Annotated in this window: 23 protein-coding genes; 8 read left to right on the forward strand and 15 right to left on the reverse strand. The window is 65.3% G+C overall.

What is annotated here, in order from left to right:
* Positions 1-42: 42 nt before the first annotated feature.
* From QME71_08450 to QME71_08460, 3 genes are all read right to left on the reverse strand, one after another.
* Positions 43-1503 carry a CoA-binding protein gene (locus QME71_08450; GenBank protein ID MDI6858327.1) on the reverse strand — a complete coding sequence of 487 codons (1461 nt, stop codon included), beginning with the start codon at positions 1501-1503 and terminating at the stop codon, positions 43-45.
* Between the two features lie 52 nt (positions 1504-1555).
* Positions 1556-2344, reverse strand: a complete 789-nt coding sequence (locus QME71_08455) for an alpha/beta hydrolase (GenBank protein MDI6858328.1) — start codon at positions 2342-2344, stop codon at positions 1556-1558.
* A 126-nt stretch (positions 2345-2470) separates the two neighbouring features.
* Complete coding sequence (locus tag QME71_08460; GenBank protein ID MDI6858329.1) at positions 2471-2695, reverse strand: DUF2905 domain-containing protein; 225 nt, start codon at positions 2693-2695, stop codon at positions 2471-2473.
* Positions 2696-2819: 124 nt separating this feature from the next.
* On the opposite strand from QME71_08460, the gene QME71_08465 reads away from it, so the two are divergent.
* Entirely contained in the window at positions 2820-3680 is an 861-nt protein-coding gene (locus tag QME71_08465; GenBank protein MDI6858330.1) for an alpha/beta hydrolase, read from the forward strand.
* A 3-nt stretch (positions 3681-3683) separates the two neighbouring features.
* Here the strand turns inward: QME71_08465 and QME71_08470 are convergent, their stop codons facing one another.
* The 6 genes from QME71_08470 to QME71_08495 form a co-directional block, all read right to left on the reverse strand.
* Positions 3684-4916: a dihydrolipoamide acetyltransferase family protein gene (locus tag QME71_08470; GenBank protein ID MDI6858331.1), complete on the reverse strand. Its 1233-nt coding sequence runs from the start codon at positions 4914-4916 to the stop codon at positions 3684-3686.
* Positions 4917-4929: 13 nt separating this feature from the next.
* Entirely contained in the window at positions 4930-5901 is a 972-nt protein-coding gene (locus QME71_08475) for an alpha-ketoacid dehydrogenase subunit beta (GenBank protein ID MDI6858332.1), read from the reverse strand.
* Between the two features lie 5 nt (positions 5902-5906).
* A complete protein-coding gene (gene pdhA / locus QME71_08480) occupies positions 5907-6887 on the reverse strand; it encodes a pyruvate dehydrogenase (acetyl-transferring) E1 component subunit alpha (protein ID MDI6858333.1) in 981 nt (326 codons plus the stop codon).
* Positions 6884-8284, reverse strand: a complete 1401-nt coding sequence (gene lpdA, locus QME71_08485) for a dihydrolipoyl dehydrogenase (GenBank protein MDI6858334.1) — start codon at positions 8282-8284, stop codon at positions 6884-6886. Before lpdA ends, pdhA begins: the two co-directional genes overlap by 4 nt.
* A gap of 364 nt (positions 8285-8648) precedes the next feature.
* The gene (locus tag QME71_08490; GenBank protein MDI6858335.1) at positions 8649-9515 is read right to left on the reverse strand and encodes a septal ring lytic transglycosylase RlpA family protein; all 867 of its coding nucleotides are present in this window, start codon (positions 9513-9515) and stop codon (positions 8649-8651) included.
* Between the two features lie 572 nt (positions 9516-10087).
* A complete protein-coding gene (locus QME71_08495) occupies positions 10088-13333 on the reverse strand; it encodes an error-prone DNA polymerase (GenBank protein ID MDI6858336.1) in 3246 nt (1081 codons plus the stop codon).
* Positions 13334-13396: 63 nt separating this feature from the next.
* Here QME71_08495 and QME71_08500 point away from each other — a divergent pair, with 63 nt between their 5' ends.
* Positions 13397-13666, forward strand: coding sequence for an AbrB/MazE/SpoVT family DNA-binding domain-containing protein (locus QME71_08500; GenBank protein ID MDI6858337.1), 270 nt, complete (start codon positions 13397-13399; stop codon positions 13664-13666).
* A 1-nt stretch (position 13667) separates the two neighbouring features.
* A complete protein-coding gene (locus QME71_08505) occupies positions 13668-14078 on the forward strand; it encodes a type II toxin-antitoxin system VapC family toxin (GenBank protein ID MDI6858338.1) in 411 nt (136 codons plus the stop codon).
* A 36-nt stretch (positions 14079-14114) separates the two neighbouring features.
* Here the strand turns inward: QME71_08505 and QME71_08510 are convergent, their stop codons facing one another.
* From QME71_08510 to QME71_08520, 3 genes are read right to left on the reverse strand one after another with little or no spacing between them, the layout of a single operon-like run.
* On the reverse strand, positions 14115-14474 hold the full coding sequence (locus tag QME71_08510) for a hypothetical protein (GenBank protein ID MDI6858339.1): 360 nt from the start codon (positions 14472-14474) through the stop codon (positions 14115-14117).
* 55 nt (positions 14475-14529) lie between these two features.
* Positions 14530-14745, reverse strand: coding sequence for a hypothetical protein (locus QME71_08515; protein MDI6858340.1), 216 nt, complete (start codon positions 14743-14745; stop codon positions 14530-14532).
* Between the two features lie 35 nt (positions 14746-14780).
* Positions 14781-15965: a DNA polymerase Y family protein gene (locus QME71_08520; GenBank protein MDI6858341.1), complete on the reverse strand. Its 1185-nt coding sequence runs from the start codon at positions 15963-15965 to the stop codon at positions 14781-14783.
* Between the two features lie 229 nt (positions 15966-16194).
* Between QME71_08520 and QME71_08525 the strand changes: the two genes are divergently transcribed.
* Entirely contained in the window at positions 16195-16554 is a 360-nt protein-coding gene (locus QME71_08525; protein ID MDI6858342.1) for an antibiotic biosynthesis monooxygenase, read from the forward strand.
* Between the two features lie 30 nt (positions 16555-16584).
* Positions 16585-16845: a hypothetical protein gene (locus QME71_08530; GenBank protein ID MDI6858343.1), complete on the forward strand. Its 261-nt coding sequence runs from the start codon at positions 16585-16587 to the stop codon at positions 16843-16845.
* A gap of 76 nt (positions 16846-16921) precedes the next feature.
* On the opposite strand, the gene QME71_08535 is transcribed toward QME71_08530, so the two are convergent.
* Positions 16922-18529: an ABC transporter substrate-binding protein gene (locus QME71_08535; GenBank protein MDI6858344.1), complete on the reverse strand. Its 1608-nt coding sequence runs from the start codon at positions 18527-18529 to the stop codon at positions 16922-16924.
* A gap of 182 nt (positions 18530-18711) precedes the next feature.
* On the opposite strand from QME71_08535, the gene QME71_08540 reads away from it, so the two are divergent.
* Positions 18712-19602, forward strand: a complete 891-nt coding sequence (locus QME71_08540) for a homocysteine S-methyltransferase family protein (protein MDI6858345.1) — start codon at positions 18712-18714, stop codon at positions 19600-19602.
* A gap of 90 nt (positions 19603-19692) precedes the next feature.
* Positions 19693-20562 carry a dihydropteroate synthase gene (locus tag QME71_08545; GenBank protein MDI6858346.1) on the forward strand — a complete coding sequence of 290 codons (870 nt, stop codon included), beginning with the start codon at positions 19693-19695 and terminating at the stop codon, positions 20560-20562.
* Between the two features lie 73 nt (positions 20563-20635).
* On the opposite strand, the gene QME71_08550 is transcribed toward QME71_08545, so the two are convergent.
* Both QME71_08550 and QME71_08555 read right to left on the reverse strand, forming a co-directional pair.
* Positions 20636-22309 carry an ASKHA domain-containing protein gene (locus QME71_08550; protein MDI6858347.1) on the reverse strand — a complete coding sequence of 558 codons (1674 nt, stop codon included), beginning with the start codon at positions 22307-22309 and terminating at the stop codon, positions 20636-20638.
* On the reverse strand, positions 22302-22937 hold the full coding sequence (locus QME71_08555) for a corrinoid protein (GenBank protein ID MDI6858348.1): 636 nt from the start codon (positions 22935-22937) through the stop codon (positions 22302-22304). Before QME71_08555 ends, QME71_08550 begins: the two co-directional genes overlap by 8 nt.
* A 255-nt stretch (positions 22938-23192) precedes the next feature.
* Between QME71_08555 and QME71_08560 the strand changes: the two genes are divergently transcribed.
* Entirely contained in the window at positions 23193-24329 is a 1137-nt protein-coding gene (locus tag QME71_08560; GenBank protein ID MDI6858349.1) for a uroporphyrinogen decarboxylase family protein, read from the forward strand.
* The last annotated feature ends 8 nt before the right edge of the window (positions 24330-24337 follow it).

Raw genomic sequence — 24337 nt, forward strand, 5'->3', positions numbered from 1 at the left:
GAATTCTCGCACGGCTTTGCTCTTGTCGAGCCGTAATCATCATCAGACGACTGCTGTCTTTTCACCTACCTCCTCTCGCAGTTTCTCCTGTTCTTCGAGCCATCGGTAATAGCCAGAATACTTGTAGAGTGCGCGGCAGGCCCTGTCGATCGTCTTGAAGACGGGCACGCCCGCCTTGATGAAGTTCTTCATGGCATACAGGCGGTCTCGTTCCGTCTCCAGGTTCTCCTGGGGGATGCGCATCGCTACGACGAACGGCTTGCGGCGCCGTTTGACGAACTTCAGCAGCACACGGAACATCTGCCTCGGGCCCCCGCGCCAGCCCATCCGACGGGGAAACACCTGAACAACCATGAGGATAAAGTCGACAAGGCGGTCTTTCTCGACGATTTCGAGGACGCGGACAAAGTCCTCGGGGCCGCGGAGCTGCATACCGACGTCCATGGGGTTGCGCACGCTCGTGCCCGCCACGCCGATGAACTCCCTCAGCTCCGCCTGCACCGCTTCCTCGATCGTCGGCACTTCGAGCCCCTCGCGCGCGCAGACGTCGGCGGCGTGGACGCCGGTGCCGCCCGCCCCCCCGATGAGGAGGACGCCGCGCCCTGTCGACGGCGGCAGGCGGACGAGCGCCTGAAGGACATCGACCATCTCCTCCATCGAGTCGACGGGGATTGCGCCCGACTGCTTGAAAAAGGCGTCCCAGACAACGTTCTCGCCCGCGAGGGAGCCGGTATGGGAGGCGGCCGCTTTCGCGCCGGCGGAGGTCAGCCCGCCCTTCAGCACGACGACCGGCTTCTTCGGCGATATGCGCCGCACCTGCTCCAGCAGCTTCCGGCCATCGCGCACGCCTTCGAGGTACATGGCGATGTACTGCGTTTCGGGGTCTTTCTCGAAGTACTCGAGGAAATCGGTGCAGTCCATCACGTAGCCGTTGCCGTAGGAGATGACCTTGCTCATGAGGAGGCCGTAGTCCGGGCACAGGCGGACGAATTCGCTGCCCAGGGCGCCGCTCTGCGTGATCATGGCGATGGGCCCGACCTCGGCGGGAAGCTTGCCCCAGGGCGAGATGCGGCCTCGCGGCGAGTAGATGCCCATGCAGTTGGGCCCGACGATGTTCAGCTTTCCTCGCGCCGCGATCTCGCGCAGGCGCTTGGCCAGCTCCTCGCCTTCCTCCTCGCCGGTCTCGGCAAAGCCGGCGGTGAACATGTGGATGTTCCGCGCGCCCTTCGCGATGCACTCTTCAAGCGCCTGCTCCGCGCGCCCTGCGCTCACCGCCACGATCACGAGGTCGGGCACCTCGGGGACGGCCGCGAGAGAGGGGTAGCACTTGAGCCCCATGATCTCTTCCGCGTTGGGGTTGATGGGGTAGAGGCGTCCCGGGTACTCCATGTCCTTCAGGCCCATCAGGAAGCCGTTCCCACCACCCCGCTCCTTCGTCGAAGCGCCGAGAATCGCGACGGAGCGGGGATTGAAAGCAGCCTCAAATCCTTCATCCCAGGCCATCGATACCACAACTCCTTCTGCTAACGGGTCCGCCGGCCTCGAGGGCGGCGCCTCAACGTAGGCCAGCCAGGAAGTCGGTGACGACTCTATTGAACTCCTGCGGCGCCTCGATGGCTGCGGCGTGCCCTGTCGGCAACACTTCGAGGCGGCTTCCCGGTATGGCGGCGGCGGTGGCGCGCGCAGCCTCGAGGGGCGTGAAAGCGTCCTGACTGCCCGCGATCACCAGCACCGGGCAGGCGAGGCGGCCGAGATCGGGCGGCGAGGCCGCCACGAGGGCTCCCCACAGTCGGGCGAACGCCCGCGGGTCGTTCCGGAGCTTAATCGACTTGTACGCCTCGAACTTCTCGGGGTCGCGCTCTTTGAGGCCAGGCGAAAACGAGGTCGCGGTCATCTGCTCGGAGACGGTCTCCAGATCGCCCTGCTCCAGCAGTCCGATGAGCCGGCGGCGCCGCTCCTGCGCCTCCGGCGACGGCGGCGCAATGCCCACGCCGCTGTTGGCGAGGACAAGCGCCCGCACCACCTCGGGCCGGTCTATCGCAAACTGGAGGCCGATGCGCCCGCCCATCGAGTAGCCGAGGACGAACGCGCTGTCGATTTCGAGCGCACGCAGAAGCTGGTAGAGGTCTTCGGCGAGCAGCCCCATGTCGACCGCGCCCTCCGGCAGCTCCGTCTCGCCAAAGCCGCGCACGTCGTAGGTGAGCACGCGGTACCGCTGCGACAACGCGGGAACCTGGTTGTACCACATGTGGAGGTTGTCGCCGGCGCCGTGGATGAGGACCAGGCAGTCGCCGTCCCCGGCGAGCTCGTAGTTCTGCGTTATGCCGTTGGCGCGGACCTTCATTCTGGCAACTCCGCGGCCCGATCGAAATGCTCCGGCTCGGAGGCCGAGGTGATGACATTGTGAAACGGCTGCCTGAATGAAGTCAAACGATTCCCTACCGATTCACGAGCGCGGGCAAGCGAACACTCAGCGGCTAATGAGGCGGAAAACGACGTTGGCGACGATGGTGAGGAGCAGGCTAACCAGTATCATCGTCGTCAAGGGGAAGTAGAACGAGAAGCCGTTCCGCTTGATGGAGAAGTCGCCCGGCAGCTTGCCCAGCAGCGGCACGTGGGGCGCCAGAAGCAGCAGCACCCCCACGAGCGCGATGACTACGCCGAATATGATCAGAGAGCGCGCAACTACGTCCATTCTTGAATCATTGTAGCAGCCCGCGAACGGCTGGGCACCGACGCTCTGTTGACACTTGCCGCCGTCCCTTCTAGTCTCGCAACTGACCTGGACAGCAGCGGCCTGGAGTCGGAAGGAGAGCGACATGCCCTGGATGGAGCGCGGGAACGCCCGCATATACTACGAAGACGTCGGCAAAGGCGAGCCCATAATCACAACACACGGCGTGGCCGAGAACGGCGGTTACTGGAGCGAGACGGGGGTGACGCAACGGCTGGCGGAGCGCTACCGCGTCATCTCGATGGATATGCGCGCGCACGGGCAGACGGTTGTTGAAGGCGAACCCCTCGGCTTCGACGTCGATACGGTGGCGGACGATATCGGCGCCCTGGCCGATCACCTCGGGTTCGAGCGCTTCCACCTGCTGACGCACGCGACCGGCGGCATGGCAGGCGTGCGGTATGCGATGGGCCACTCCGACCGCCTGATAAGCCTCATGCTCACCGATACGGGGTCGGCCACGCAGCTCGTCTTTCCCGGCGTGACGGAAGAGCAGATGCGCGAGGGGATGGAAGCGTGGGCGACGGGCTTTGAGACCGCCGATCACGACCAGATCGTCGCGGGGGCGAAGGTGAACCCGGGGCCGTTCCTCTTCCGCATGGCGCAGCTCCCTGAAGCGGAGCGTATGTACGGCGTTTGGGAACGCATACTACGCCGCAACGACCTGAAGACGGTGGCGAAGTTCCTGCGCACTTTCTACACCGACCCCGATCCGCACATCGACAGGCTGCGTCAGATCAAGTGCCCCACGCTGGTGCTGCTGGGCGAGTTCGATGTCGTCTTCATCGAGGCGAGCGAGTTGATGGCGCGCGAGATCCCGGATGCGCGCCACGTGGTACTGAAAGGGGTCGGGCACATGACGGCCATCGAGGACACGGAGGGGACGGTCCGCGAGCTGCTCGACTTTCTCGACACGGTGAAAACGACGGGGAAAGCGAACCGCTAGCCGCTACAGCAGCAGGTGAAGCGGCGCCTCCAGCAGCCGCTTGATCTCACCCAGGAACTCGGCGCCCTGCGCCCCATCCGTCACGCGGTGGTCGCCCGAAAGCGCCAGCTTCATCATCTCGGCGACCACGATTGCACCGTCTCGGACGACGGGCGTCTGCCGGATGGCGCCGACGCCCAGTATCGCCGTCTGGGGCGGCTGGATTATCGCTATCAGCTCCTCGACGCCGAACATCCCCAGGTTGCTCACGGTAAAGGTGCCGCCGGAATACTCCTCCGCCTTCAGCGTACCCGACTTCGCGCGCTCCGCCAGGCTGCGGCTCGCGGCTGCTATCTCGACGACGTTCTTTCGTCCCGCCTCGAGGATTGCCGGCGCGATGAGCCCCTCTTCGAGCGCTATGGCGATGCAGACGTTCTGCGCCTCGTGCCGGCGCACCTCGCCGTCGACGAACCAGGTGTTGAACATGGGGTGCATCGCAAGCGCCTTCGCCGCCGCCTTGACAAGCAGGTCGTTCACCGACACGCGCGCCTCTTCTCCGAGCGAAGCGTTGAGCTGCGAGCGCATCCGCTGCGCCTCCGTCATATCGACGTCGACGACGACGTAGTAGTGGGGCGCCTCGCGCTTGCTCTGGCTCATGCGGCGGGCTATCGTCTGGCGCATCCTGCTCATGGGCACGGCGGCAGGAGGAGCAGGCGGCGCAGCCTCCGGCGGAGCGGCTTCGGGCGGCGCCGCTATCCGCTGGAGGAACGCTTCCACGTCGCGGCGGACGATGCGCCCTTCCGGGCCTGAGCCGCGGACCTGCCGCAGATCGACGCCCTTCTCTTCGGCGATGCGCCGCGCCACCGGTGATACGCGGATGAACTCCTCCTCGGCGCGGGCCGGCGCTTCCGCCTCTTTGGGCGGCGCTTTCTCCGGAGGAGCAGGAGCCGGCTGTTCTTCTGCTGCGGCGGCGCGCTCCTTCTCAGGGGCCGGCGGCGCCGCCTCGCCCATCTCCTCGCCGGGGGCGGTGATGATCGCTATCACCTGGCCGACGGCCACCGTTTCGCCCGGCTGCGCCAGCACCCGGCCGAAGATGCCGCCCTCGAACGCCTCGATCTCGACGTTCGCCTTGTCGGTCTCGATCTCGGCGATGGCTTCGCCACGGGTCACGGGGTCGCCCTCGTTCTTCAGCCAGCGGATGAGCTTGCCTTCCTTCATCTCCGCGCCCATCTGGGGCATGACGACTTCGTAGGCCATGGCGGCTCCTCCTCTACACCATCGCGAGGGCGACGCGAACGATCTCGTCTTCGCTTGGCAGCGCGGCTGTCTCCAGCGGTTTGGCGTACGGCATGGGGACGTCGGCGCCGCAGACGCGGGCGACCGGGGCGTCCAGGTAGTCGAAGGCTTTCTCCTGGATCAGCGCCGCGATCTCCGCCGCGAAGCCGCCGAAGCGCCAGTCGTCCTCGACGACGATTACGCGGCCCGTCTTCTTCGCCGATTGGATGATCGCGTCGATGTCCAGCGGGCGCAGCGTGCGTAGGTTGATCACCTCGGCGTCGACGCCGCGCTCCGCCAGCGTCTCCGCCGCTCGGGCCGCCTGGTGCACGCTGCCCGAATACCCGATGATGGTGACGTCATCGCCGGGGCGGTAGACCTGCGCCTGCCCGAAAGGTACGGAGTACTCCTCTTCCGGCACCTCCCCTTTCAGGCCATAGAGGGCGGTGTGCTCGATGAAAATGACGGGGTTCTGGTCGCGAAGGGCGGTCTTGAGGAGGCCGCGGGCGTCGTAGGGGGTGGAAGGCACGACGACCTTGAGGCCGGGCACGTGCGCGTACCACCCCGCGAGGTCGTGGGAGTGCTGCGCGGAGAGCTGGGCGCCGCCGCCGCTCGCCATGCGGATGACGAGCGGGACGTTGATCTGCCCGCCCGACATGTAGAAGAGCTTGGAGGCGTTATTGATTATCTGGTCGAAGGCGAGGAAGCTGAAGTTGATCGTCATCAGCTCGACGACGGGGCGCAGCCCGCCCATCGCGGCGCCGATCCCGCAGCCGACGACGGCCGACTCCGAGATAGGCGTGTCGCGGACGCGCTCCTCGCCGAACTCTTCCTGGAGGCCACGGGTCACGCCGTAGGAGCCGCCGTAAGCGCCGATGTCCTCCCCCATGATGATTACGCGCTCGTCGCTCTGTAGCTCCTCACGCAGCGTCTGCCGAAGCGCCTCGCGCAGTGCAATCTCTGCCATGGCCGCTACTCCTTGTACACGTGCTCGTAGAGCGTGGAGACGTCGGGGTGGGGGCTCTGTTCCGCGAACGCGGCGGCATCCTCGACGATCTGTTCGATCTCGCTCTCCATCTGCTGGAAGCGCTTCTCGTCGAGCGCGCCCCGTTCCTCCAGCAGGCGGCGGAAGCGGACGATGGGGTCGTTTTCCCGCCACTTCTGCACCTCTTCCTTCGTGCGATAGAGCTCGGGGTCCGCCATCGAGTGGCCGCGAAAGCGATAGGTGACCGCCTCGATGAAATAGGCGCCCTTGTCGCCCCGCGCGTGGTCGACGGCCTTGCGCACGAGGTCGCGCACCGCCAGCACGTCCATGCCGTCGACCTGCTCGGCGGGGATGTTGTAGGCGCAGGCGCGCTTCCAGATGTCGGGCTCGGCGGAGACGCGGCGGACGTTCGTGCCCATGCCGTAGAGGTTGTTTTCGCAGAGGAAGACGACGGGGAGGCGCCAGATAGCCGCCAGGTTGAGCGACTCGTGGAACTCGCCCTGGTTGACCGCGCCGTCGCCGAAGAAGCACAGGACGATGTTGCCGGTGTGGAGCTGCTTGCATGCGAGGCCCAGCCCACAGGCCAGCGGCAGGTGCCCGCCGACGATGGCGTAGCCACCCATGAAACGTCGCGACACGTCGAAGAGGTGCATGGAGCCACCGCGGCCCTTGCTCACGCCCGTGGTGCGCCCGAAAAGCTCCGCCATGATCGCTCCCGGCTCGAGGCCGCGCGCCAGCGCCTGCCCGTGGTCGCGGTAGTGGCTGACGATGTAGTCATCGGCGCGGACGGCGGCTGTCGCTCCCACGCCGACGGCCTCCTGCCCGATATACAGGTGGAGGAAGCCGGCTATGCGGCCGCGGGCATACATCTCCGCCGACTTCTCCTCAAAGCGGCGGATGAGCATCATCTGCCGCAGGAGGTCCAGCAACTCCGTCTGGTTCCGGGCCCGCGTCCGCGTCGTCGTCATCTCTTGCCTCCCGACCAGAAGTGGATGCCCTGTCCGCGCGCGACGAGCGCCGCTTCCTTGATAGTTTCGGAGAGCGTGGGATGGGCATGGACGGTCCATATCACGTCGCCGGCGGCGCTCTCGGAGGCGACGCCAAGGGTTGCTTCGGCGATAAGCTCGGTTGCCTCCGGCCCGATGATGTGATAGCCGAGGAGCTGGTCGTACTCCCTGTCGAGGACGACCTTCACAAAGCCCTCGTCGACCCCGTTCGCCGCCGCCTTCCCGTTGGCGCGGAAGGGGAAGCGGCCCGTCGCGACGTTGTAGCCGCGTTCGCGCGCCTGCGCTTCCGTGAGCCCGCAGGAGGCGACCTGCGGCTGGCAGTAGGTGGCGCGCGGCATCTTCTCGTACTCCATCTCCGGCGGCTCGAGGCCGGCGATCTGCTCGACCGCCGTCACCCCCTGCTGCGAGGCGACGTGCGCAAGCATCAGCTTGCCGGTCACGTCGCCGATGGCGTAGACGCCGGGCACGTTCGTGCGCATCCGGCCGTCAACCTTGACGAAACCTCTGTCGGTCTCGACGTTCAGCGTCTCAAGGCCGAGACCGGCGCTGTTCGCTCCGAAGCCCACGGCCACCAACACCTTTTCCGCCTTCAGCTCCGGCGTCCGCCCGTCGGCAGAAACGCGGACGCGCGCGCCCCCTTCGCCGGAGCGTATCTCCTGCACGCGGGCGCCGGTCATGAACTTGATCCCCTGTCGCTTGAACGACTGCTCGAGCTGGACGCTGACCTCCTCGTCCTCCGCCGGCAGGAGATGGTCAAGCATCTCGATAATCGTGACGTCGGCGCCGTAGCTGTGGTAGAGATAGCCGAACTCGACTCCGATGGGGCCGCCCCCGACGATAACGATGCTCGACGGAAGCCGCCGCAGTTCGAGGGCCTCGCGGCTGGTGATGATGATGTTCCCGTCGATGGCAACGCCGGGAAGGGTGCGGGTCACGCCGCCGCTGGCGACGATGACGTTCTCGGTCAGGAGCGTCTCTCGGCCGGGCTCCACGGCGACCTCGTTCCGGCCTTGCAGGCGGCCCCGGCCCCGAACAAGGGTGACGCCGTTCTTCTTGAGCAGGAACTCGACGCCCTTGACCATTCGCTCCGCCACCTCACGGCTGCGGTCCACGGCGGGGGCGAGGTCGGCGCGAAAGTTGTCGTGGCTGATGCCGAAGTCCTTCGAGCGCCGAAAGAGATTGACAAGTTCAGCGTTGTACAAGAGGGCCTTTGTGGGGATGCAGCCCCAGTTGAGGCAGACGCCGCCCACCCTTTCCGCCTCGACCAGCGCGGTGCGCAGTCCGAGCTGCGCCGCCCTTATCGCCGCGACGTACCCGCCGGGCCCGCCGCCGATGATGACAACGTCGTGGTCGGCCATGAGAGGTGCTCCGTTCGAAGAGTCAAGCGGTGGAACCGTCCGGTTCCTCCCTGAATCGGCTCGGAATGAGGTTACGAGGGCTACGTAATGATCATACCACAGGAAGGGAAGCCCTTCGGGGCCTGTCAACGGATAGAAAGCGGACAAGCGGATGGGAAAGGGGCGCTCATCGCAGGGCAAACGGGATGCCGCGTGATCCTGCCTCTAGCCCAAGATTGAGATTCTGCCCCGCCACGTAAGGAGATCCTTGCGGCTAGACAGTCTACGCCGCGCCAGGCACCACTTTGAATGCGTGTTCACCCTGATAAATGGCTCACATTGCCCGTACGCATGATAGCGCGAGTACACGCATTCGGCTTTCGGGTCAGGGCACAACTTGAATGGTCACAGTGATCACGCCGCGGCTCAGGGGAGCAAGCGAAGCGAAAGCCGCCTGCGAGAGGTCGAGCGCGTGCCTGAAGGCGCCCCGGTCGCGGACGGTCACGCCGATACACTTCGCGCCGTGGCAGACAAGCAACCGCGTGCCGAGCGGCCAGAGGTTGCTGGCGGCGATTGTGGGGTCGTTGGGGTTGAAGGGCGTGCCGTCCGCCATCCCATCGCCGATGTCGAAGCCGTCGACACCGCCGTACCAGGTGGCGATGCCGCTCATCACGCTGGACGCGGCGCTGTCGGGCGCGGGCGCGGGGGCCGGCGCCTGTGCGGGCGCTGCCGCGACGCCGGCCACGGCAGATGCGGGCGCGGGAGGCGTGGGGATCGGCGAGGGCGGCGGCGAGGGAATCGGCGGCGGCGGGGGCGAAGGAATCGGCGACGCTGAGCTTGCCACCACCAGAGCCTGTAGCGCCTGCGATTTCGGCATCCGGAGCGCGCGCAAAGGGTTCAGGGCATCGAAGGCGCTCATCCCGCCGAGGTTGCCAAGACGGAGGGCCAACGGCGGATTGGAAGCTGGGGAGACGGCCGTAAAACCGTGGAACTGCAGCACGCCGAAGAGGCAGGCTGCCAGAAGTAGAGGCTTGGGACTGCGGAGTTTAGAGAGAGCGCCCGTTGGTCCGCCCGCCGTCTTCCGCGCGCTCCGGCCCGGCGCCCTCGTTGCGTGAAGCCTGCTTCGCCAGACCACCCAGGCAAGCGCCGCCGTCAAGGCGCCGGCGACGAGGAGGCGGAATGGGCGCTGCTGCTTCCCTTTTCGTTTTTTCCGGCGGGTCGTCGGCGGCCTCACCGGCTTCGTTTCTCGCACAAAACCTCCCTTTCGGAAAAGAGGCGGGGAGTTAGCAATCGCCGCACGCTTTGATTTGGCGGCCTGCGCGGGCCCCGGTCGCTTGTTCCCGGGTCGCTTTGCGTATTTCCGTATTGTCCGGGCAAATAATGGCCGGGATGCTTTCAGGGCCCTCCCGGCGCCCCATTAGAATATGCTATATGCTTGATGAGCGCAAACGCGCACGGAACGTACGGGACAGCCGTACTTCACCTTCCTCTCCCCTATAACGGCGGCATCCAGGGAAACGTTACGGTTCAGATAGGGGGAAGCCGGCCTCGGGAATGAGATGGAGCCGGAATGAAACAGGTCCGGCCGCGCTTCCGACGCGGTTCTGGCTTGTGCCGTCGCCTGTGCTGTCATCCTTGACTCCCAGGGAGGTCGCCGAAGCCGCTTGCTCTCTATAGTTAACAACTTATCGGTGAAAGTCATTGACTATCCGGCAATGAAAGATTTCGAAGCGCAATGCTACGTTGGCCGTGACGCAGAGGAGGCGGATGACGACACAGCGCCGCCGTGGGTGGGGACCGCCGACAGCGCCGGGGGGCCGGCTGTCAGCGGAAGTTGTGGGCAGGAGGGGTGATGAGGGAAGCCGCGACTTTCAGCGGTCTGAAGGTGACGGCGAGGATATTGGTGATGCCTTCCTTTCGTTGGAGCCGGCCCCGCACCAGTAGCAGTGGCTCCGTTTTTATGATGTCGCGGCACTCGTTGTAGAGCTGCGGCTTCACTATCACGTTCGACAGCCCGAACTCGTCCTCCAGCAGCAGGAAGACGAAGCCCTTCGCCGTCATCGGGTGCTGGCGGCAGACGACGAGGCCCGCGAGCTCCACCATCGACCCGTCGGACAGGCTATCGAGGTGCTTGCTCGATACGACGCCCTCGTGCAGCGCGCGCCGGATGAACGCCAGCGGGTGATGCGTCGGAGAGAGGCCGAGGTTCACGTACTCGGCGGCCATGCGCTCCCAGGCCGTCATGTCCGATAGCTCCACCGTGTCCTGCTCGATGGGCAGGGAGAGCGGGAGCTGCCTGCCTTCCCTGGGCCGGACGACGAGGCCCGCCTCCCACATCGGTTGGCGGCGGTTGGCGGCCAGCGTCTCGAACGCTCCCACGGACGCCAGGTCCTCGACGGCGGCCCGCGGGAGCCGCGTACGGTTCATGAGTTCCCAGACCGACCCGTAGGGGCCGTTGCGCCGCCGCTCTTCCTCGACCGCTTGCGCCGCCTTCCCGCCGATGCCCCGCACGTAGCCGATGCCGATGCGCACGGCGTCGCCTTCGGGGCCGTCCTCCACGGTGCAGCGGGCGCCGCTCAGATTGATGTCGGGGTTCAGGATGCTCACGCCGTGTCGCTTCGCGTCGTTGGTGAAGACGTGCGGCGGGTAGAAGCCCATGGGCTGGGCGTTGAACAGGGCGCAGTAGAACTCGGCGGGGTAGTACTTCTTCAGCCAGGACGACTGGTAGGCCAGCACGGCGAAAGCGGCGGCGTGGCTCTTGGGGAAGCCGTACTCGGCGAAGCCCAGCAGCTTCTCGAAGACTGCGGCGGCGGTTCTCTCGTCGACGCCGCGGGCCAGCGCGCCCTCGCGGAACTGCTGCCAGAACGCCTGCATCGCCTCCCGCGAGCGCTTGCGGCTTATCGCCCGCCTGAGCGCTTCCGCCTGGCCGGCGGTGAAGCCCGCCAGCGCCATCGCCACCTGGAGCACCTGGTCCTGATAAATAATGACCCCGAATGTGTCCTTCAGCGCTTCCTCCAGCGACGGGTGGTCATAGGTGACCGGCTCTCTGCCCTGCTTGCGCCGCACGAATGGGTGCACCGCCTTGCCGACGATGGGCCCCGGCCGGACTATCGCCACCTCCTGCGTCAGCTCTTCAAGGGAACGCGGGCGGGTGCGCGGCAGGAGCTGCATCTGGGCGCGGCTCTCGATCTGGAAGACGCCGATGGTGTCGGCGGCGCAGATCATGTCATAGACGGCGTCGTCGGCGTAATCGATGCGGCTGAGGTCGAGGCAACGGCCGCGCCGCTCGGCGATAAGCTCCACGCACTCCTCGACCAACGACAGCATCCCCAGCGCCAGGAAGTCGACCTTGATCATGCCGGCGTCGTCCACGGAGTCCTTGTCCCACTGGCAGACGTAGCGCCCGGCCATGCCTCCCTGCTCGATGGGGACGATCTCGGCGACGGGCTCCGAGGAGATGATCATGCCGCCCACGTGCTGCGAGAGATGGCGCGGGAGGCCGTCGATCTCGGCGGCGAGGGTAACGAGGTCGCGCCACAGGGGCGCGTTGAGCTTGCGGCGAAACTCCGGCAGCGCCGACATCTCCTCGGCGAGGTGGCGGGCCCGGCGGCCATCGACGCGCTTCGCCAGCTTGTCGAGCTCCGGCTCCGGCAGCCCCAGCGCCTTGCCCACGTCGCGGACGGCGGAGCGTATCTTGTAGGTGATGATCTCGCCCACCAGCGGCGCATGATCGGGCCCAAACTCCTCGTGCACCCGCAGGATGAGCGCTTCGCGGATGTCGCGGGCGAAGTCGAGGTCGATATCGGGCACGGAGGTCCCGTCTTCGTTGAGGAAACGGCCGAAGAAGAGATTGTAGCGCAGCGGGTCGACGTGCGAGAGGCCGATGAGATAGCAGATGAGCGAGCTGACCGACGAGCCTCGGCCCCGTCCCGGCGGCAGCCCTGCCGTCGACCGCGGGGAGGCGCCGCGCACCTTCGCCGCTTCCTCGCGGGCCATCTCCAGCAGGCGGCGGTAGACGAGGAAGAAGCCGGAGAGGCCGCGCTTGCGCACCAGCGCCAGCTCCTCGCGCAGGCGGGCGTCGACCTCCGGCGCGATGCGGCCCTGCCTGCCGGCAGGCACGGCGTAGCGCTCGCGGGCGGCCTCGTAGCAGACGCGCTCCAGGTGGGAATCGACCGTCTCGCCTTCGGGCACCGGGTAGTCGGGGAAGCGGTAGCCGAGATCGCGCGTGATGTCGAACCGGCAGCGCTCGGCGATGCGGACGCTGTTAGCGAGCGCTTCCGGGTATTCGGCGAAGAGCGCGGCCATCTCGTCGGGCGGCTTCAAGTAGTACTCGGAGTTTTCGCGCCGCTCCCGGTGCGAGGCATCGAGCGTCGTGCGGTGACGGATGGCGACCAGCACGTCCTGGAGGCGGTGGCGCTCGCGGACGTGGTAGTGGACGTTGTTCGTGGCGACGCAGCCCACACCGAGACGCTTCGCCAGCTCCACCAGCGCCCGGTTGCGGTCGCGGTCGCCGTAGACGAGGTTGTTCTGTAGCTCGATCCAGAAGCTGTCCTTGCAGAAGACGGTGCTGTAGCGACGGGCGACCTCCTCCGCCTCGCGGTAGCGTCCCTCAGCGACCAGCGACGGCACCTCGCCCTTCTTGCAGCCGGAGAGGGCGATGAGCCCCTCGCTGTGCTGCGAGAGCGTCGCGAAGTCGAGTGCGGGCTCGCCGCGCCTGTTCGACAGGTGGGCGTGGGTGAGGAGACGGCAGAGGTTCGCGTAGCCGCGCTGCGACTCGCAGAGGAGGGTGAGGTGGGTGGGCCTGAGGGGACACCCCTCAGACTCCCCGACATGGGGCTCTGCCCCCTGTACCCCCGTCGCCTTCAGCGTGACTTCCGCGCCGATGATGGGGCGGACGCCGAACGCCTTCGCCGTCTGCGCGAACGCCATCGCGCCGTAGAGGCCGTCGTGGTCGGTGAGGGCGAGGGCGTCGTAGCCGAGCTCGCGGGCGCGCAGGGCCAGCTCCTCCGGCGTGGATGCCCCCTCGCGCAGGGAGTAGCACGAATGGCAGTGTAGTTCGACATATCTCATTTTCTTGATACCATAATCGTTATCTGTTATACTATTCTCACGTTAGTATTACCGGAGGAAGCGATGGCCATCATATCCAGGAAAGGCGGATTCATCATCCCTAAAGAAATCCGAGAGCGTTACAATCTTCGACCAGGCGACAAGGTGGAGTTTGTTGATCTTGCTGGCCGGATTTCGATGATACCCGCAATGAAAGATCCTATTCGTGAGATACGAGGTATGTTCAAGGGCGGAGAATCTTTGACTAAGGCTTTGCTTGAAGAACATCGCCGGGAACTCGATCAAGAAGAACGCCGGCTCACGGTTAAGAGCCGAAGGACAAAGGCTTCTTGATATGTCTCGATACGTTCTCGATGCTTTCTCACTTCTCGCACTCATTCAGGACGAGCCGGGAGCGTCTAAGGTCCAGGAGATCCTAGATGGCGCTAGCAAGGGAAAACACGAACTGTACATTTCAGTGATCAATCTCGGTGAGATTATTTACACCCTTTGGGGAAGACGCGGTATCAGTGCCGCGGAGCAAGCTCTGGCAGGATTGAACCAATTGCCCATAACAAGCATTGACGTAGACCGGACTCTCGTCTTCCGCGCCGCAGCACTCAAAGGCAGCTATCGCCTGCACTACGCTGACTGTTTCGTGGGCGCACTCGCCCAACAAACGGGGGCCACTGTCCTGACAGGCGATCCGCACTTTCGACAGGTCGAGCAGTTCATACCTGTTGAGTGGCTGCCGTCGCCCGAATAAGCCTGCTTCCACCACCTCTCACCCCACCAAATGCTCTCAGTTATCGGACTGGACGGGCGCGTCCGGGCTCCGGGAGGCGTCCGGCTCCTCCCACTCCCTACAGCTCACCTCTTGCACGTACGGCTTCGCTTCCAGCTCCCCCTCGATCGTCGGGCAGAAGTCGGACGCGTCGGTCTCCAGCGTCGCGCGGCCGACGGGCGGGAACGACTCCATGATGACGAAATCGACATCTTCATCGTAGGCGCGCAGGATGTCGCCGGCTTCCTCCAGGTCCGCCTGCGTGACGGACGTGTTGAAGTTGACGGTCACCTCGTAGCGGGTTGTCGAGCCGTCTCCGCCCCCGCATGCGGGCAGAACGGCGGCGAACAGAAGGATGGTCAGCGCAGCGAATCGCATAATGAGCACCCCCGTTTATCCGACGGAAGACGCGGCCGTTTTGTTCCGATCCGTCTCAGTAACTCTGCCGCCACCATTTGTCCTTTACCAAATCGCGATAGACCGTCAGCGCGCGGCCGTCTTCCAGCAGCAACCGATAGTATAGGCGCGAGACCTCCTCCCGCCACCACTCGTCGTCGATGCGCCAGACGTCCTGCACCTGCGACACCGCCAGTCGCCGCCCGCCCAGCACGACGGCGGCCGGCCCGCCCGACCCGTCCGTCTCCACCACAACCGGACGCGGCTGCTTCAGCGGCTGCAGCGCCCTTACGGCTCGTAGTCGATCAGGGCGTGGCGTCGCTCCGGCAGACGCGACCACGGCTCCACCTCCACCACTTTCGATACCAGCGGCCGCCCCCAGCGCGCCCGCAACTGCCGGATGGCCTCGCCCAACTGACGCTGGAGCCCCGCCTTCTCCGAGAACAGCGTCGACTGCCGGCCGCGCTCCTCCGTAATCCCCGTCAACTCGATGGCCAGCTCCTCGACCGGCCCCGGCAGTGTCGCGTTCGCCAGCGCGCTCCTGGCGACGAACAGCATCCGCTCCCAGTCGACGACGGCCTCTTGAAAGACAAGCGACCTCTCCCAGCTCCGTCCGTCCCACAAGAGGGCGCGCAGGCGCATGCGGCGGGCGGCGCGGCCACGGAGCCGCCAGTGGAGACGCACCAGCAGGCGACGGCAGGCCACCACCAGCGCCTCGACGCTGACGGCGGGGGCAGGGAAGCGCACGGACTCCGTGAGGACCTCTTCTTTGCGCCGCGGCCGCAGCGTCTCGCCGTCGACGCCGCGGGCCAGCTCCCACAGCCGCTTCCCTTCGCGGCCGAACTGCGCCTGCACGGGTCCGACGGGCAGGGCCGCCAGGTCGCCGATGGTGCGCAGGCCATAGAGCGGGAGGCGTCGCAGCGTACCAGGCGAGGCGGGCAGGAGGGAGACGTCGAGCGGGCGCAGGAAGTCGGCCTCCTTGCTGGAGGGCACGGTGCAGACGCTGCCCGGCCCGCTGGTGACGGCGGCCGCCCAGGCCACGAACTTCCCCTCGCCGACGCCGACGCTCGCGGCCAGGCCGGTAGCGTCGTGCAGGGCGCGGAGGATGCGTTCGCCCATGTCGAGCTCGCCGTCGTAGTGGAGGGCTAGGCCGTCGGCGTTGAAGCAGGCGCAGCCGGGGCCGCTGTCTTCCACCTCAGGGCTGAACCCTTCCAGGACGTCCAGGACGGAATCTGAGGCCTCGCGATAGAGGGCGGGATGGACCGTCAGGAAGACGGCGTCGCGGCAGAGGGCGAGGGCCTGTCGCAGCGGCATGCCTGCGCGCACTCCCTGCGCCTCCGCCTCGGGCGCGCAGTCGAGGACGTTCTTTCGCCGGTCGTCGCCGATGACGATGGGACGGCGGCCAAGCGAGGGGTCGCGCCGGCGTTCGACGGCGACGGGGAAATGAGGGATGAGTATGCAGGCGATACGCATGGTGGCGGCTAAGAGCTAACTATCCGTAAGCAGTTGGAGCGGCGGAATCGGACTACTGGCCTTCGCTTCAGAGGCGCCGTTCCCCAATATCTCATTGCATTATAGAACTAACGTTCTCTACATGTCAACCGTCGACAGAGACAAATCTTCCAGTGTCAAGCCGTTCACTGACAGGCAGCCCCTGATGGCGGATAGTAAGTCTGTAAGAGATGCGCCAAGGAGGGATGGGATGTTCGGAACAATCGCTCGATTTCAATTGAAGCCGGGAACACAGGCAAGGCTATTTGAACTGCTGCGCAATTTCGAGTCCGCCAACATCGACGGCTATACAGGACAGTACGTCTACCGGTCAGACAGGGACCCGAACGAGTACTACCTGGCGGTGATCTTCCGCGACCGGGAGAGCTACATGGCGAACGCGCACAGCCCGGAGCAGGACAGGCGCTACCGGCAACTGACGGAGCTTTTCGTCGGAGAGCCGGAGTGGCACGACGGCGAGATCGTCTTTTCCACCGCCTACGAATCTACAGCCTATGAGGCGGAAGTAGCGTCGTTCTACGGCGGATGGGAAAACATGAGGGCGGCATAGCAGAGGAAATCAAAAAGGGAGGCCAGATCCATGACGTACATAATTGAGTCCAGGCACACCCCGCAAGAATGCCTGCGCGCGCTTGACGACGTGCTGGAGCGCGGACCGGAGGTGCTCGACAGGTTCGAGTGGGGTTGCGCGAAGGGCGAGCACACGGGCTGGGCCCTCGTCGAAGCCGGCAGCGAGTCGGAGGTCCGGGACATGATCCCGGAGTCTGTGCTCGACAGGACCCGCATCGTCGAGGTGAGCAAGTTCACCCCGGAGAAGATCAAGTCCCTTCACGAGAAGTAGAGGGGCTATCGGGCGCCTTTCAAGAGAAGAGCCGCCCTCTCGAGCGGCTCTTTTCTTTTTCTTTTCGAAACCGGGCCTATCCCTTGTCAATCCAGTAGTCGTACTTGTAGAGGCCGAATCCGTATGACGTCGGGGTGTAGCCCTTGATGAAGTCGTAGGCGGCCCAGTAGCCGTAAGGCTCGTAAAGCACCAGTGTGGGGCCGTGCCGCGCGAGAATCTTGCGCTGCGCGTCCTGCTCCAGCTTGATCCTCTCTTCGTCATCGATCGTCCCGTTGATCTGCTCGAGCATCGCGTCCACTTCGTCGTCATCAACGCCGAGGTACCCTTCCGGCGTGTGGGCCCAGCCATGGCTGTGATGGGACTGAATCTGAATGTAGTCAGACAGGTAGCGGAGATGCGAGAAGGTAGTGGCCTGGAAGTTGCCGACCGTGAGATCGTTGATCCACGTCCCCAGCTCGCCTGCCTGGAGCTGGACATCGATCCCCGCCTCAGCGAGGTTGGCCTTGATGATGGCGGCGCGGTCGGGGTTGTCCTGGTAGTTGGCGAAAGAGAGGGAGAAGGTCAGCCCTTCCGCTCCGGCGGCGGAGAGCAGCTGCTTCGCCTTGGCCACGTCGCGCTTGTACGCGGCCTCAATCTCTTCCTTCGGCAGCGAAGCGTCCCACAGCGGCGGCACGGGGCCGGCGAGCTCGGCGTCGCCGAAGTGGAGCCTGTCGATCATCGCCTGGCGATCGAGCGCAAGGTCCACCGCCTCGCGTACTCGCACGTCCTTGAACGCCTCCAGCTTCACCCCATTCAGGACGAGGACAGAATACGTGCGGTCGAGGAACTTCTGGATCGTCGCTCCGCCCACGTCTTTCACGGCGTCGGCCTTAAGCTTGTTGCTCGCGGTGTACACGTCGATTGACCCGGCGCGGAACGCCGCCTGAATTGACGCTTCGTCGGGGAGCACCTTGATGCTGATCCCGTCAACGTAGGGGTACTCCCGGTAGTAGGTGGGGTTGCGCACCACTTCCATGCCCTGGTCGCGGCTGTGCGATTTCAGCATGTAGGGCCCGCTGCCGATTGCGTGCGACTTGAGGTCGCCGAACTGCTCGACGGCTTCCAGGGGCAGGATGGCCGTAAGCGGGCTGCCGAGGTCCATCAGGAAGTAGCCGTAGGGCTTCTTGGTGACCTCCTTGAAGGTGCGCGGATCAGGGGCCTCGTACCGTTCCGTCCACTCGTCCCACGAAGTGCTGGCGCCGGGCATGCTCCGGTACCGATCGATGCTCTTCACGATGTCCTCTGCCACCACCGGCCGCCCGTTTGCGGGGGGAATGTCCTGAAAGACGGCGTCGCCGCGGAGATGAAAGATCCACTCGGTATCGCTGGGGGTCTCCCACGACTCCGCCAGATCGCCGACGTTGCCCTGCCAGTCGGTCACGTGAACGACGTAGCTGTAAAAGTAAGTGGCAACGGATACGCCTGCGGTCTCGTGCGGTTCGAGGCTGAGAATGGGCGCGGCCGAAGACAGGCGGATGGTGCCGCCGCGCACGGGCTCGCCCGACGGCGTGGTGCCGGGCGTAATGCCGGGCGTTGGGCCCGCGCCCTCTTCTTCATCTCCGCCGCAGCTCAGCAGCGTGAGTCCGGCGGCCGTCGCCAAGGATGATCCCAATAGTCGCCTGCGGGTCAGCTTTCGGTGCAGCATTCATCGCTCCTTGTCAATGTTTGGCTGATGTCACACTACCTGCTGCCGCCCTTATCTGCAAGCGGCGACCCGGTTTCCCTTCTCGACGGCGCCTTCGCTTTGTGATAAACATGATGTAAGGGCCGCGGAGGCCACGCCGGCGGCGAAGAGAGCGGCGTATTCTTCGAGAATCGAGCCGGGAGATGCCCGTACCGCGATTCGACAGACCCACCGTCTACGATGGCGCGAAAGGCACCCTGATGGCCGCCGCTCTTGCGCAGGCGGGCAAGCAGACCTCCGATGTCACCGAGTGGCTCAACGTCCTTGCGCCTGAGAGCGTTCTTAAGGCCCATCGCGAATACATCGACGCCGGCTCGCAGGTCATCCAGACCAACACGTTCAACGGGAACAGGTTTCGGCTCGCCGACTACGGCCTGGCCGATAGGGTGCATGAGGTCAACCTGGCCGCGGCGCGGATCGCGAAGGAGGCCGCGGGCAGCGAGGTCGCCGTCGCCGGCAAGTTGGGGCCGAGCGGCAAGATGCTGGTCATGGGCGAGGTGACGGTCGAGGATCTCAGACAGGCCTTCGCGGAGCAGGCTGCGGCCTTGGCGGAGGGAGACGTCGACTTCTTTCACGTCGAGACGATGACGGACCTGGACGAGGCCGTCGCCGCCGTGGAAGGCGTCAGGAGCGTCTCTCAGCTCCCGATCGCGCTCACCATGTCGTTCGACACGGGCAATCCCGATACCGGCCTGCGAACGATGATGGGCGTCTCGCCCGCCGCCATGGTCGAGAAGGCAAACGAACTCGGGCTTCTCGCGGTGGGCGTCAACTGCGGCCGTGGTCTGGAGGGCTATCAGCTACTGGTGGAGCAACTGTTGGCAGCTTCGCCGAAGGGCGTCCCGATAGCGAAGCTCAACGCCGGCAGACCGCGCATGATAGAGGGACGCATCGAGTACGATGCCTCGCCGGAGGAAGCTGTGGGGTACGCCCTCTGGTGCGCGCGCAAAGGCGTCCGCCTGATCGGCATGTGCTGCGGCAGCACACCCCGCCACATCGAAGCGATAGCGAACGCCTTCGCGAAGGGCGCCTGACCGAAGGCCTCACGACACGATGCCTTCTCCGGCGCCCTGCCCGGCCCGGCTTTTTTCGATACGATTCCAGCGATCTGAGGAGAACCATCGATGCTGACGCGAGTGACATCGGCGACACAAGAGGTGCTGATCGGCGATGACCGCCCGACGGCGCTCATCGGCGAGCGCATCAACCCCACGGGCAAGAAGCGGCTCGCGGCGGCCCTGCAGGCGGGCGACATGGAGATCGTGCGCCGGGAGGCGATCGCCCAGGTGGAGGCGGGCGCCGATATTATCGACGTCAACGTCGGCGTCGCGGGGCTCGATCAGGTGAAGCTGCTCCCTGGGGCACTTCAGATCGTGATGGACGCAGTGGAGACCCCGCTCTGCATCGACAGCGACGACCCGCAAGCCCTGGACGCCGCACTCAAGCTCTACAAGGGCAAGCCCATCATCAACTCGGTGACCGGCGAGGAGCGCTCCTTGACGGCGGTCCTGCCTCTCGTGAAAGAGTACGGGGCAGCGGTGATTGCCCTGGCGATGGACGACGAAGGCATCCCCGCGGACGCAGACCGCCGCGTCGCTATCGCCCACAAGATCATCGAGCGCGCTGCATCGATGGGGATCCCACCAGAAGACGTGATCGTCGACTGCTTGACGATGACGGCGGCCACCGACAGCGCCGCTCCCCGCACAACGCTTGAGACGATACGGCGCGTCAAGGCCGAGCTGGGCGTAAATATGACGCTCGGCGCGAGCAACGTCTCGTTCGGCCTGCCGGACCGTGAACTGATCAACTCCGCCTTCCTGACGCTGGCAATCGCTGAAGGGGTGACATGCCCCATCGTCGACGCGGCGAAGGTGCAGGCGGTCGTCCTTGCGACCGACCTGCTGCTGGGCCGCGACGAGTACTGCATGCGCTACATCCGCGCCTACAAGCGGCGGAAGGCGCAGGCAGAGCAGGCGGCCGGACAGGCCTGACCCCCGGAAACTGGAGCCCCAGGTCCGGCGCGCAGCTTGCCCGCCTCGACGCTGCCCGCGGCTACTACGACCTCTAGCCGCCCATGCTCTCGGGGGAAGGGAAAGCGAGGTGTTGGGCGAAGAGCTCCCGGAAGTCGTCGCGCAGCACCAGCTCCACGTAGCGCATATTCCTCGCCAGTTTCAGTACCTCTCTGGCGTAGCGCGGGTACGTCAGCGCCAGCCGAGCGCCCAGCCCGGCGGTGTTTCCTGCGGCGTGAATCCTTCCCCGCAGGCTTTCCGGCAGCACCCCCAGCGCCAACAGGCTCTCCGGCCGGATGGAACTGCCGAATGCGCCCGCCACGAAGGCGTTCTCCACATCATCCGCCGTGAGATTCGTCTCTTTCAGCAATATCTCGATCCCCGCGCGGATCGGCGCTTTCGCGAGCTGCACTTCGCGGATATCCGACTGCGTGAGCACGACATCGCCGCGGTCGCTGTCCTTGTACAGCAGGAACTGTCGCTCATCATCTTCCTCGCCCAGGCGGAGGCGCAGGTCAGGGGGCGCGCGCGGTCCGAGCTCCGACCGTGCCTGCAGGCGGCCGGAAGGCAGGAGAAGACCGCGCCGCAGCAACAGGGCGACCGCGTCGACCAGGCCCGAGCCGCATACCCCCTGCGGCGTTTCGTTCTCGATAGTCCGCAATTCCAGACGGCCGTCCTTCTCGGAGACACGGTCGATTGCGCCGGGAAACGCCGGCATGCCGCAGCGGATGTGCACGCCTTCGAAGGCCGGCCCGGCGGCGCAGGACGTGCCTGCCACTGTCTTGTCGCAGCAGACGACCACCTCGCCGTTGGTGCCAAGGTCCATAAACAGCGTTACCTCCGGCCGCTGGGGCAGCCCGAGGGCGACCACCCCCGCGACGACGTCGGAGCCGAGGTGGCCATCGACGCCGGGCAGTACATCGATGTGGGCGTGCGCGAACCGTCGGAAGCCCAGGTCCGCGCCGGCGAGAGGGGGCGATTCGCGAAAGACCGGCTTGTAGGGGGCCACGCCCATCGGCCATGGGTCTATGCCGCGCAGGAGATGGAGCATCGTCATGTTGCCCGCAACCGTTATCGCTCTCATTGATTCGAGGGCTATGCCTTTCTCCCTGCACAATCGATCGACCGCCCGATCGATGGCGACGACAAGCCGGCGCTGAAGCTCCCGCAGTTCTCGCCGTCCGCGGTGGGCGTGGGTGATGCGCGCGATGATGTCGGGGCCGAAGGCCTGCTGTGGATTGGTGAAGGTGGCGACGCCGATCTGTTGCGCTTCGCGGAGGTCCATCAGATAGCAGACGACAGTGGTCGTGCCGACATCGATGGCGACGCCGTAACCCTCGGCTCCTCCGCGACGTCGCGTCCGAGGGGGCGGCCGCTCTCCGACCGCCTCTGCGAGGACGCGCATCTTCCGGTAGCGGGGGTATATGGACGTCTGAGGGATGAGGATGCGGCAATCTGTCGTAGGATAGGCCTGGCAGGCGAGGCGCCAGCCGTTCTCCACGTCCCACGAGGCGATGAGGGCCTGGTCTTCGGCCGTGGCGGGCGTCGCGCCTTCGAGAAAGCGGACCTTACACTGGCCGCATGTGCCGCGCCCGCCGCATTCGGAATTGAGGGGCAGGCCGGCCTTGCGGATCGCGGTGAAGAGGGAGACGCCCGCGGGGGCCTCGATCTGGAGATCAAGGTTCTCCAGCGTTACGCGCACGGGCCCGACCTTGCGGGTATCAGCCATCTCCCAGAAGCTGCCGCGCAAGAGTGACGGCAGCGGTGGCGTCGCGGCCGTAGCCGTCGGCGCCGATGCTGTCGGCGAAGGCCTGGGTGACGGGCGCGCCGCCCACGATGACCTTTACGTTCCCCGACGGGTCGGCATCTTTGAGGGCCTTCACCGTCTTCTCCATCGCGGGCATCGTAGTTGTGAGCAGCGCCGAGAGTCCGACGAGGCGCGAGCCCGACTCCTGGACCGCCTCGACGAAGCGCTCCGGCGGAATGTCCACGCCGAGATCGATGACCTCATAGCCGTTGCCTTCCAGCATGATGATGACCAGTTTCTTGCCGATGTCGTGCAGGTCGCCCTGCACCGTCCCGATGACGGCCTTTCCTGTCGGCTTGAAATCGCTGGCGGCGAGATGGGGCCGAAGTATTTCGACGGCGGCGGACATCGCTCGGGCTGCCAGCAGCAGCTCGGGCACGAAGTACTCGTTCTTCTCGAAAAGCTCGCCGACCACGTTCATTCCCGGTATCAGCGTGTCGGTCAGGAGCGCCTGGGCGGGGGTGCCGTCGTCGAGTGCCTGCTGGGTAAGCGTCGCTACCGCCTTGGCGTCGCCTTCGATCAACCGCTGCTTGAGGTCGTCCAGTTGCATACTCTCCTCCTGTGCTCGGAACCGTTGCCTTCAGGTAAAACAAACACGGGGAAGTCCGGATGAATTCCGCCCGCGCATTGTGGTCAGGAGTCGGCATTCCGCCTGTCGGGACTAAAGCCTATCCCAGACGCCCTTATGGGTCAATCTCCGCAGTCGAACGGCCGTCCCCTCCTTGCCGACATAACCGTTACCGCGAGTTAGACGTAAAGCAGCATTTGAAGCTAGAATGGTGCCAGGTACAAAAGGACGGACTGAATGAGGGTCACGAGAGCTTCCGTTATGACGCCGCAGGAGCGGCTGATCGCTGCCTTCAGCCACGAGCCATGCGATAGCGTCCCCTTTACGCCGCTCCTCGAAGGCTACTTCCAGGCGTCGCTGCCGGATGGCCGGGACAAGCCCGTAGCAGACCTCTACTATGAGATGGCGGGACACATACTCATCCGCGCCGCCGTCCTGCGTATCAACACCCCTCTCTGGCTCGGCGCCCGCGTCCACAACCTGCCTTCAGGAATAGAGGAGGAGTACCGCGCCGACAACGGCGACATACTCCACACCGTTCGCACGCCTGTGGGCAGTCTGACCTGGAGGCTGCGCTTCACCCCTGAAAGTCCATACATACCCTGGGTTATAGAGAACCGCATTCGGACGGTCGAAGACGTCAAGACGTATCAGTACCTGATCGAGCGCACGGACTTCGAGGTGTGGCTGGACTACTTCCGGGAGCAGGAAGAGTATGTCGGCGATAGGGGCCTGGTGACAATCCTGGGACCGATATCCCCGCTGCAGCAGATGATCAACTTCGAAATGGGGCTGGAGCGCGTCATATACATGCTCGCCGACTACCCTGATGAGACGAACGAGATGCTGGAGACGTTTCACGGCCGGCAGATCGAGGCCTGGAAGCTGATGGCGGAGTTGCCGGGTGAGATCTGCTTTACGCATGAGAACCTCTCCTCCACCACCACCTCGCGACGCATGTACAGACAATACGACCGCCGCTACGTCAATGAGTACGCCGATATCCTGCACAAGGCAGGCAAGAAGCTCCTCACCCACTGGTGCGGGCGGCTCACCGCCTTCATCGACGACTTCGCGGAAGCTCGACAGGACGGCATTTCCGACATCACCCCCCTGCCGACGGGCGATTTGGATATCGTCGCCGCGCGCAAGACATGGGGGAGGCGCTTCGTGATGATGGGGGGCATTGACCCGACGTTGTTCGCCCGCGGCACGCCCGAGCAGATGGAGGCGTACGTGGAGGACATGCTGGAGCGGATGGGCGACGCCAGGCGCGGCTTCATTCTCGGCAGCGGCGACGCCGTCCCATTCGGAACGCCGCCGGAAAACGTGAAGGCGGCGGCCAGGGCTGCCGCGCGCTTCGCAGTAGACTGATTTGTCGA

This window comes from Dehalococcoidia bacterium (assembly GCA_030018455.1).
Taxonomy (GTDB): domain Bacteria; phylum Chloroflexota; class Dehalococcoidia; order DSTF01; family JALHUB01; genus JASEFU01.

Excerpts from the sequence above, each read along its gene's own strand:
- QME71_08450 (MDI6858327.1), bottom strand. The coding sequence starts at position 1,503 with ATGGCCTGGGATGAAGGATTTGAGGCTGCTTTCAATCCCCGCTCCGTC.
- QME71_08455 (MDI6858328.1), bottom strand. The coding sequence starts at position 2,344 with ATGAAGGTCCGCGCCAACGGCATAACGCAGAACTACGAGCTCGCCGGG.
- QME71_08460 (MDI6858329.1), bottom strand. The coding sequence starts at position 2,695 with ATGGACGTAGTTGCGCGCTCTCTGATCATATTCGGCGTAGTCATCGCG.
- QME71_08465 (MDI6858330.1), top strand. The coding sequence starts at position 2,820 with ATGCCCTGGATGGAGCGCGGGAACGCCCGCATATACTACGAAGACGTC.
- QME71_08470 (MDI6858331.1), bottom strand. The coding sequence starts at position 4,916 with ATGGCCTACGAAGTCGTCATGCCCCAGATGGGCGCGGAGATGAAGGAA.
- QME71_08475 (MDI6858332.1), bottom strand. The coding sequence starts at position 5,901 with ATGGCAGAGATTGCACTGCGCGAGGCGCTTCGGCAGACGCTGCGTGAG.
- pdhA (MDI6858333.1), bottom strand. The coding sequence starts at position 6,887 with ATGACGACGACGCGGACGCGGGCCCGGAACCAGACGGAGTTGCTGGAC.
- lpdA (MDI6858334.1), bottom strand. The coding sequence starts at position 8,284 with ATGGCCGACCACGACGTTGTCATCATCGGCGGCGGGCCCGGCGGGTAC.
- QME71_08495 (MDI6858336.1), bottom strand. The coding sequence starts at position 13,333 with ATGAGATATGTCGAACTACACTGCCATTCGTGCTACTCCCTGCGCGAG.
- QME71_08500 (MDI6858337.1), top strand. The coding sequence starts at position 13,397 with ATGGCCATCATATCCAGGAAAGGCGGATTCATCATCCCTAAAGAAATC.
- QME71_08505 (MDI6858338.1), top strand. The coding sequence starts at position 13,668 with ATGTCTCGATACGTTCTCGATGCTTTCTCACTTCTCGCACTCATTCAG.
- QME71_08510 (MDI6858339.1), bottom strand. The coding sequence starts at position 14,474 with ATGCGATTCGCTGCGCTGACCATCCTTCTGTTCGCCGCCGTTCTGCCC.
- QME71_08520 (MDI6858341.1), bottom strand. The coding sequence starts at position 15,965 with ATGCGTATCGCCTGCATACTCATCCCTCATTTCCCCGTCGCCGTCGAA.
- QME71_08525 (MDI6858342.1), top strand. The coding sequence starts at position 16,195 with ATGTTCGGAACAATCGCTCGATTTCAATTGAAGCCGGGAACACAGGCA.
- QME71_08530 (MDI6858343.1), top strand. The coding sequence starts at position 16,585 with ATGACGTACATAATTGAGTCCAGGCACACCCCGCAAGAATGCCTGCGC.
- QME71_08535 (MDI6858344.1), bottom strand. The coding sequence starts at position 18,529 with ATGCTGCACCGAAAGCTGACCCGCAGGCGACTATTGGGATCATCCTTG.
- QME71_08540 (MDI6858345.1), top strand. The coding sequence starts at position 18,712 with ATGCCCGTACCGCGATTCGACAGACCCACCGTCTACGATGGCGCGAAA.
- QME71_08545 (MDI6858346.1), top strand. The coding sequence starts at position 19,693 with ATGCTGACGCGAGTGACATCGGCGACACAAGAGGTGCTGATCGGCGAT.
- QME71_08550 (MDI6858347.1), bottom strand. The coding sequence starts at position 22,309 with ATGGCTGATACCCGCAAGGTCGGGCCCGTGCGCGTAACGCTGGAGAAC.
- QME71_08555 (MDI6858348.1), bottom strand. The coding sequence starts at position 22,937 with ATGCAACTGGACGACCTCAAGCAGCGGTTGATCGAAGGCGACGCCAAG.
- QME71_08560 (MDI6858349.1), top strand. The coding sequence starts at position 23,193 with ATGAGGGTCACGAGAGCTTCCGTTATGACGCCGCAGGAGCGGCTGATC.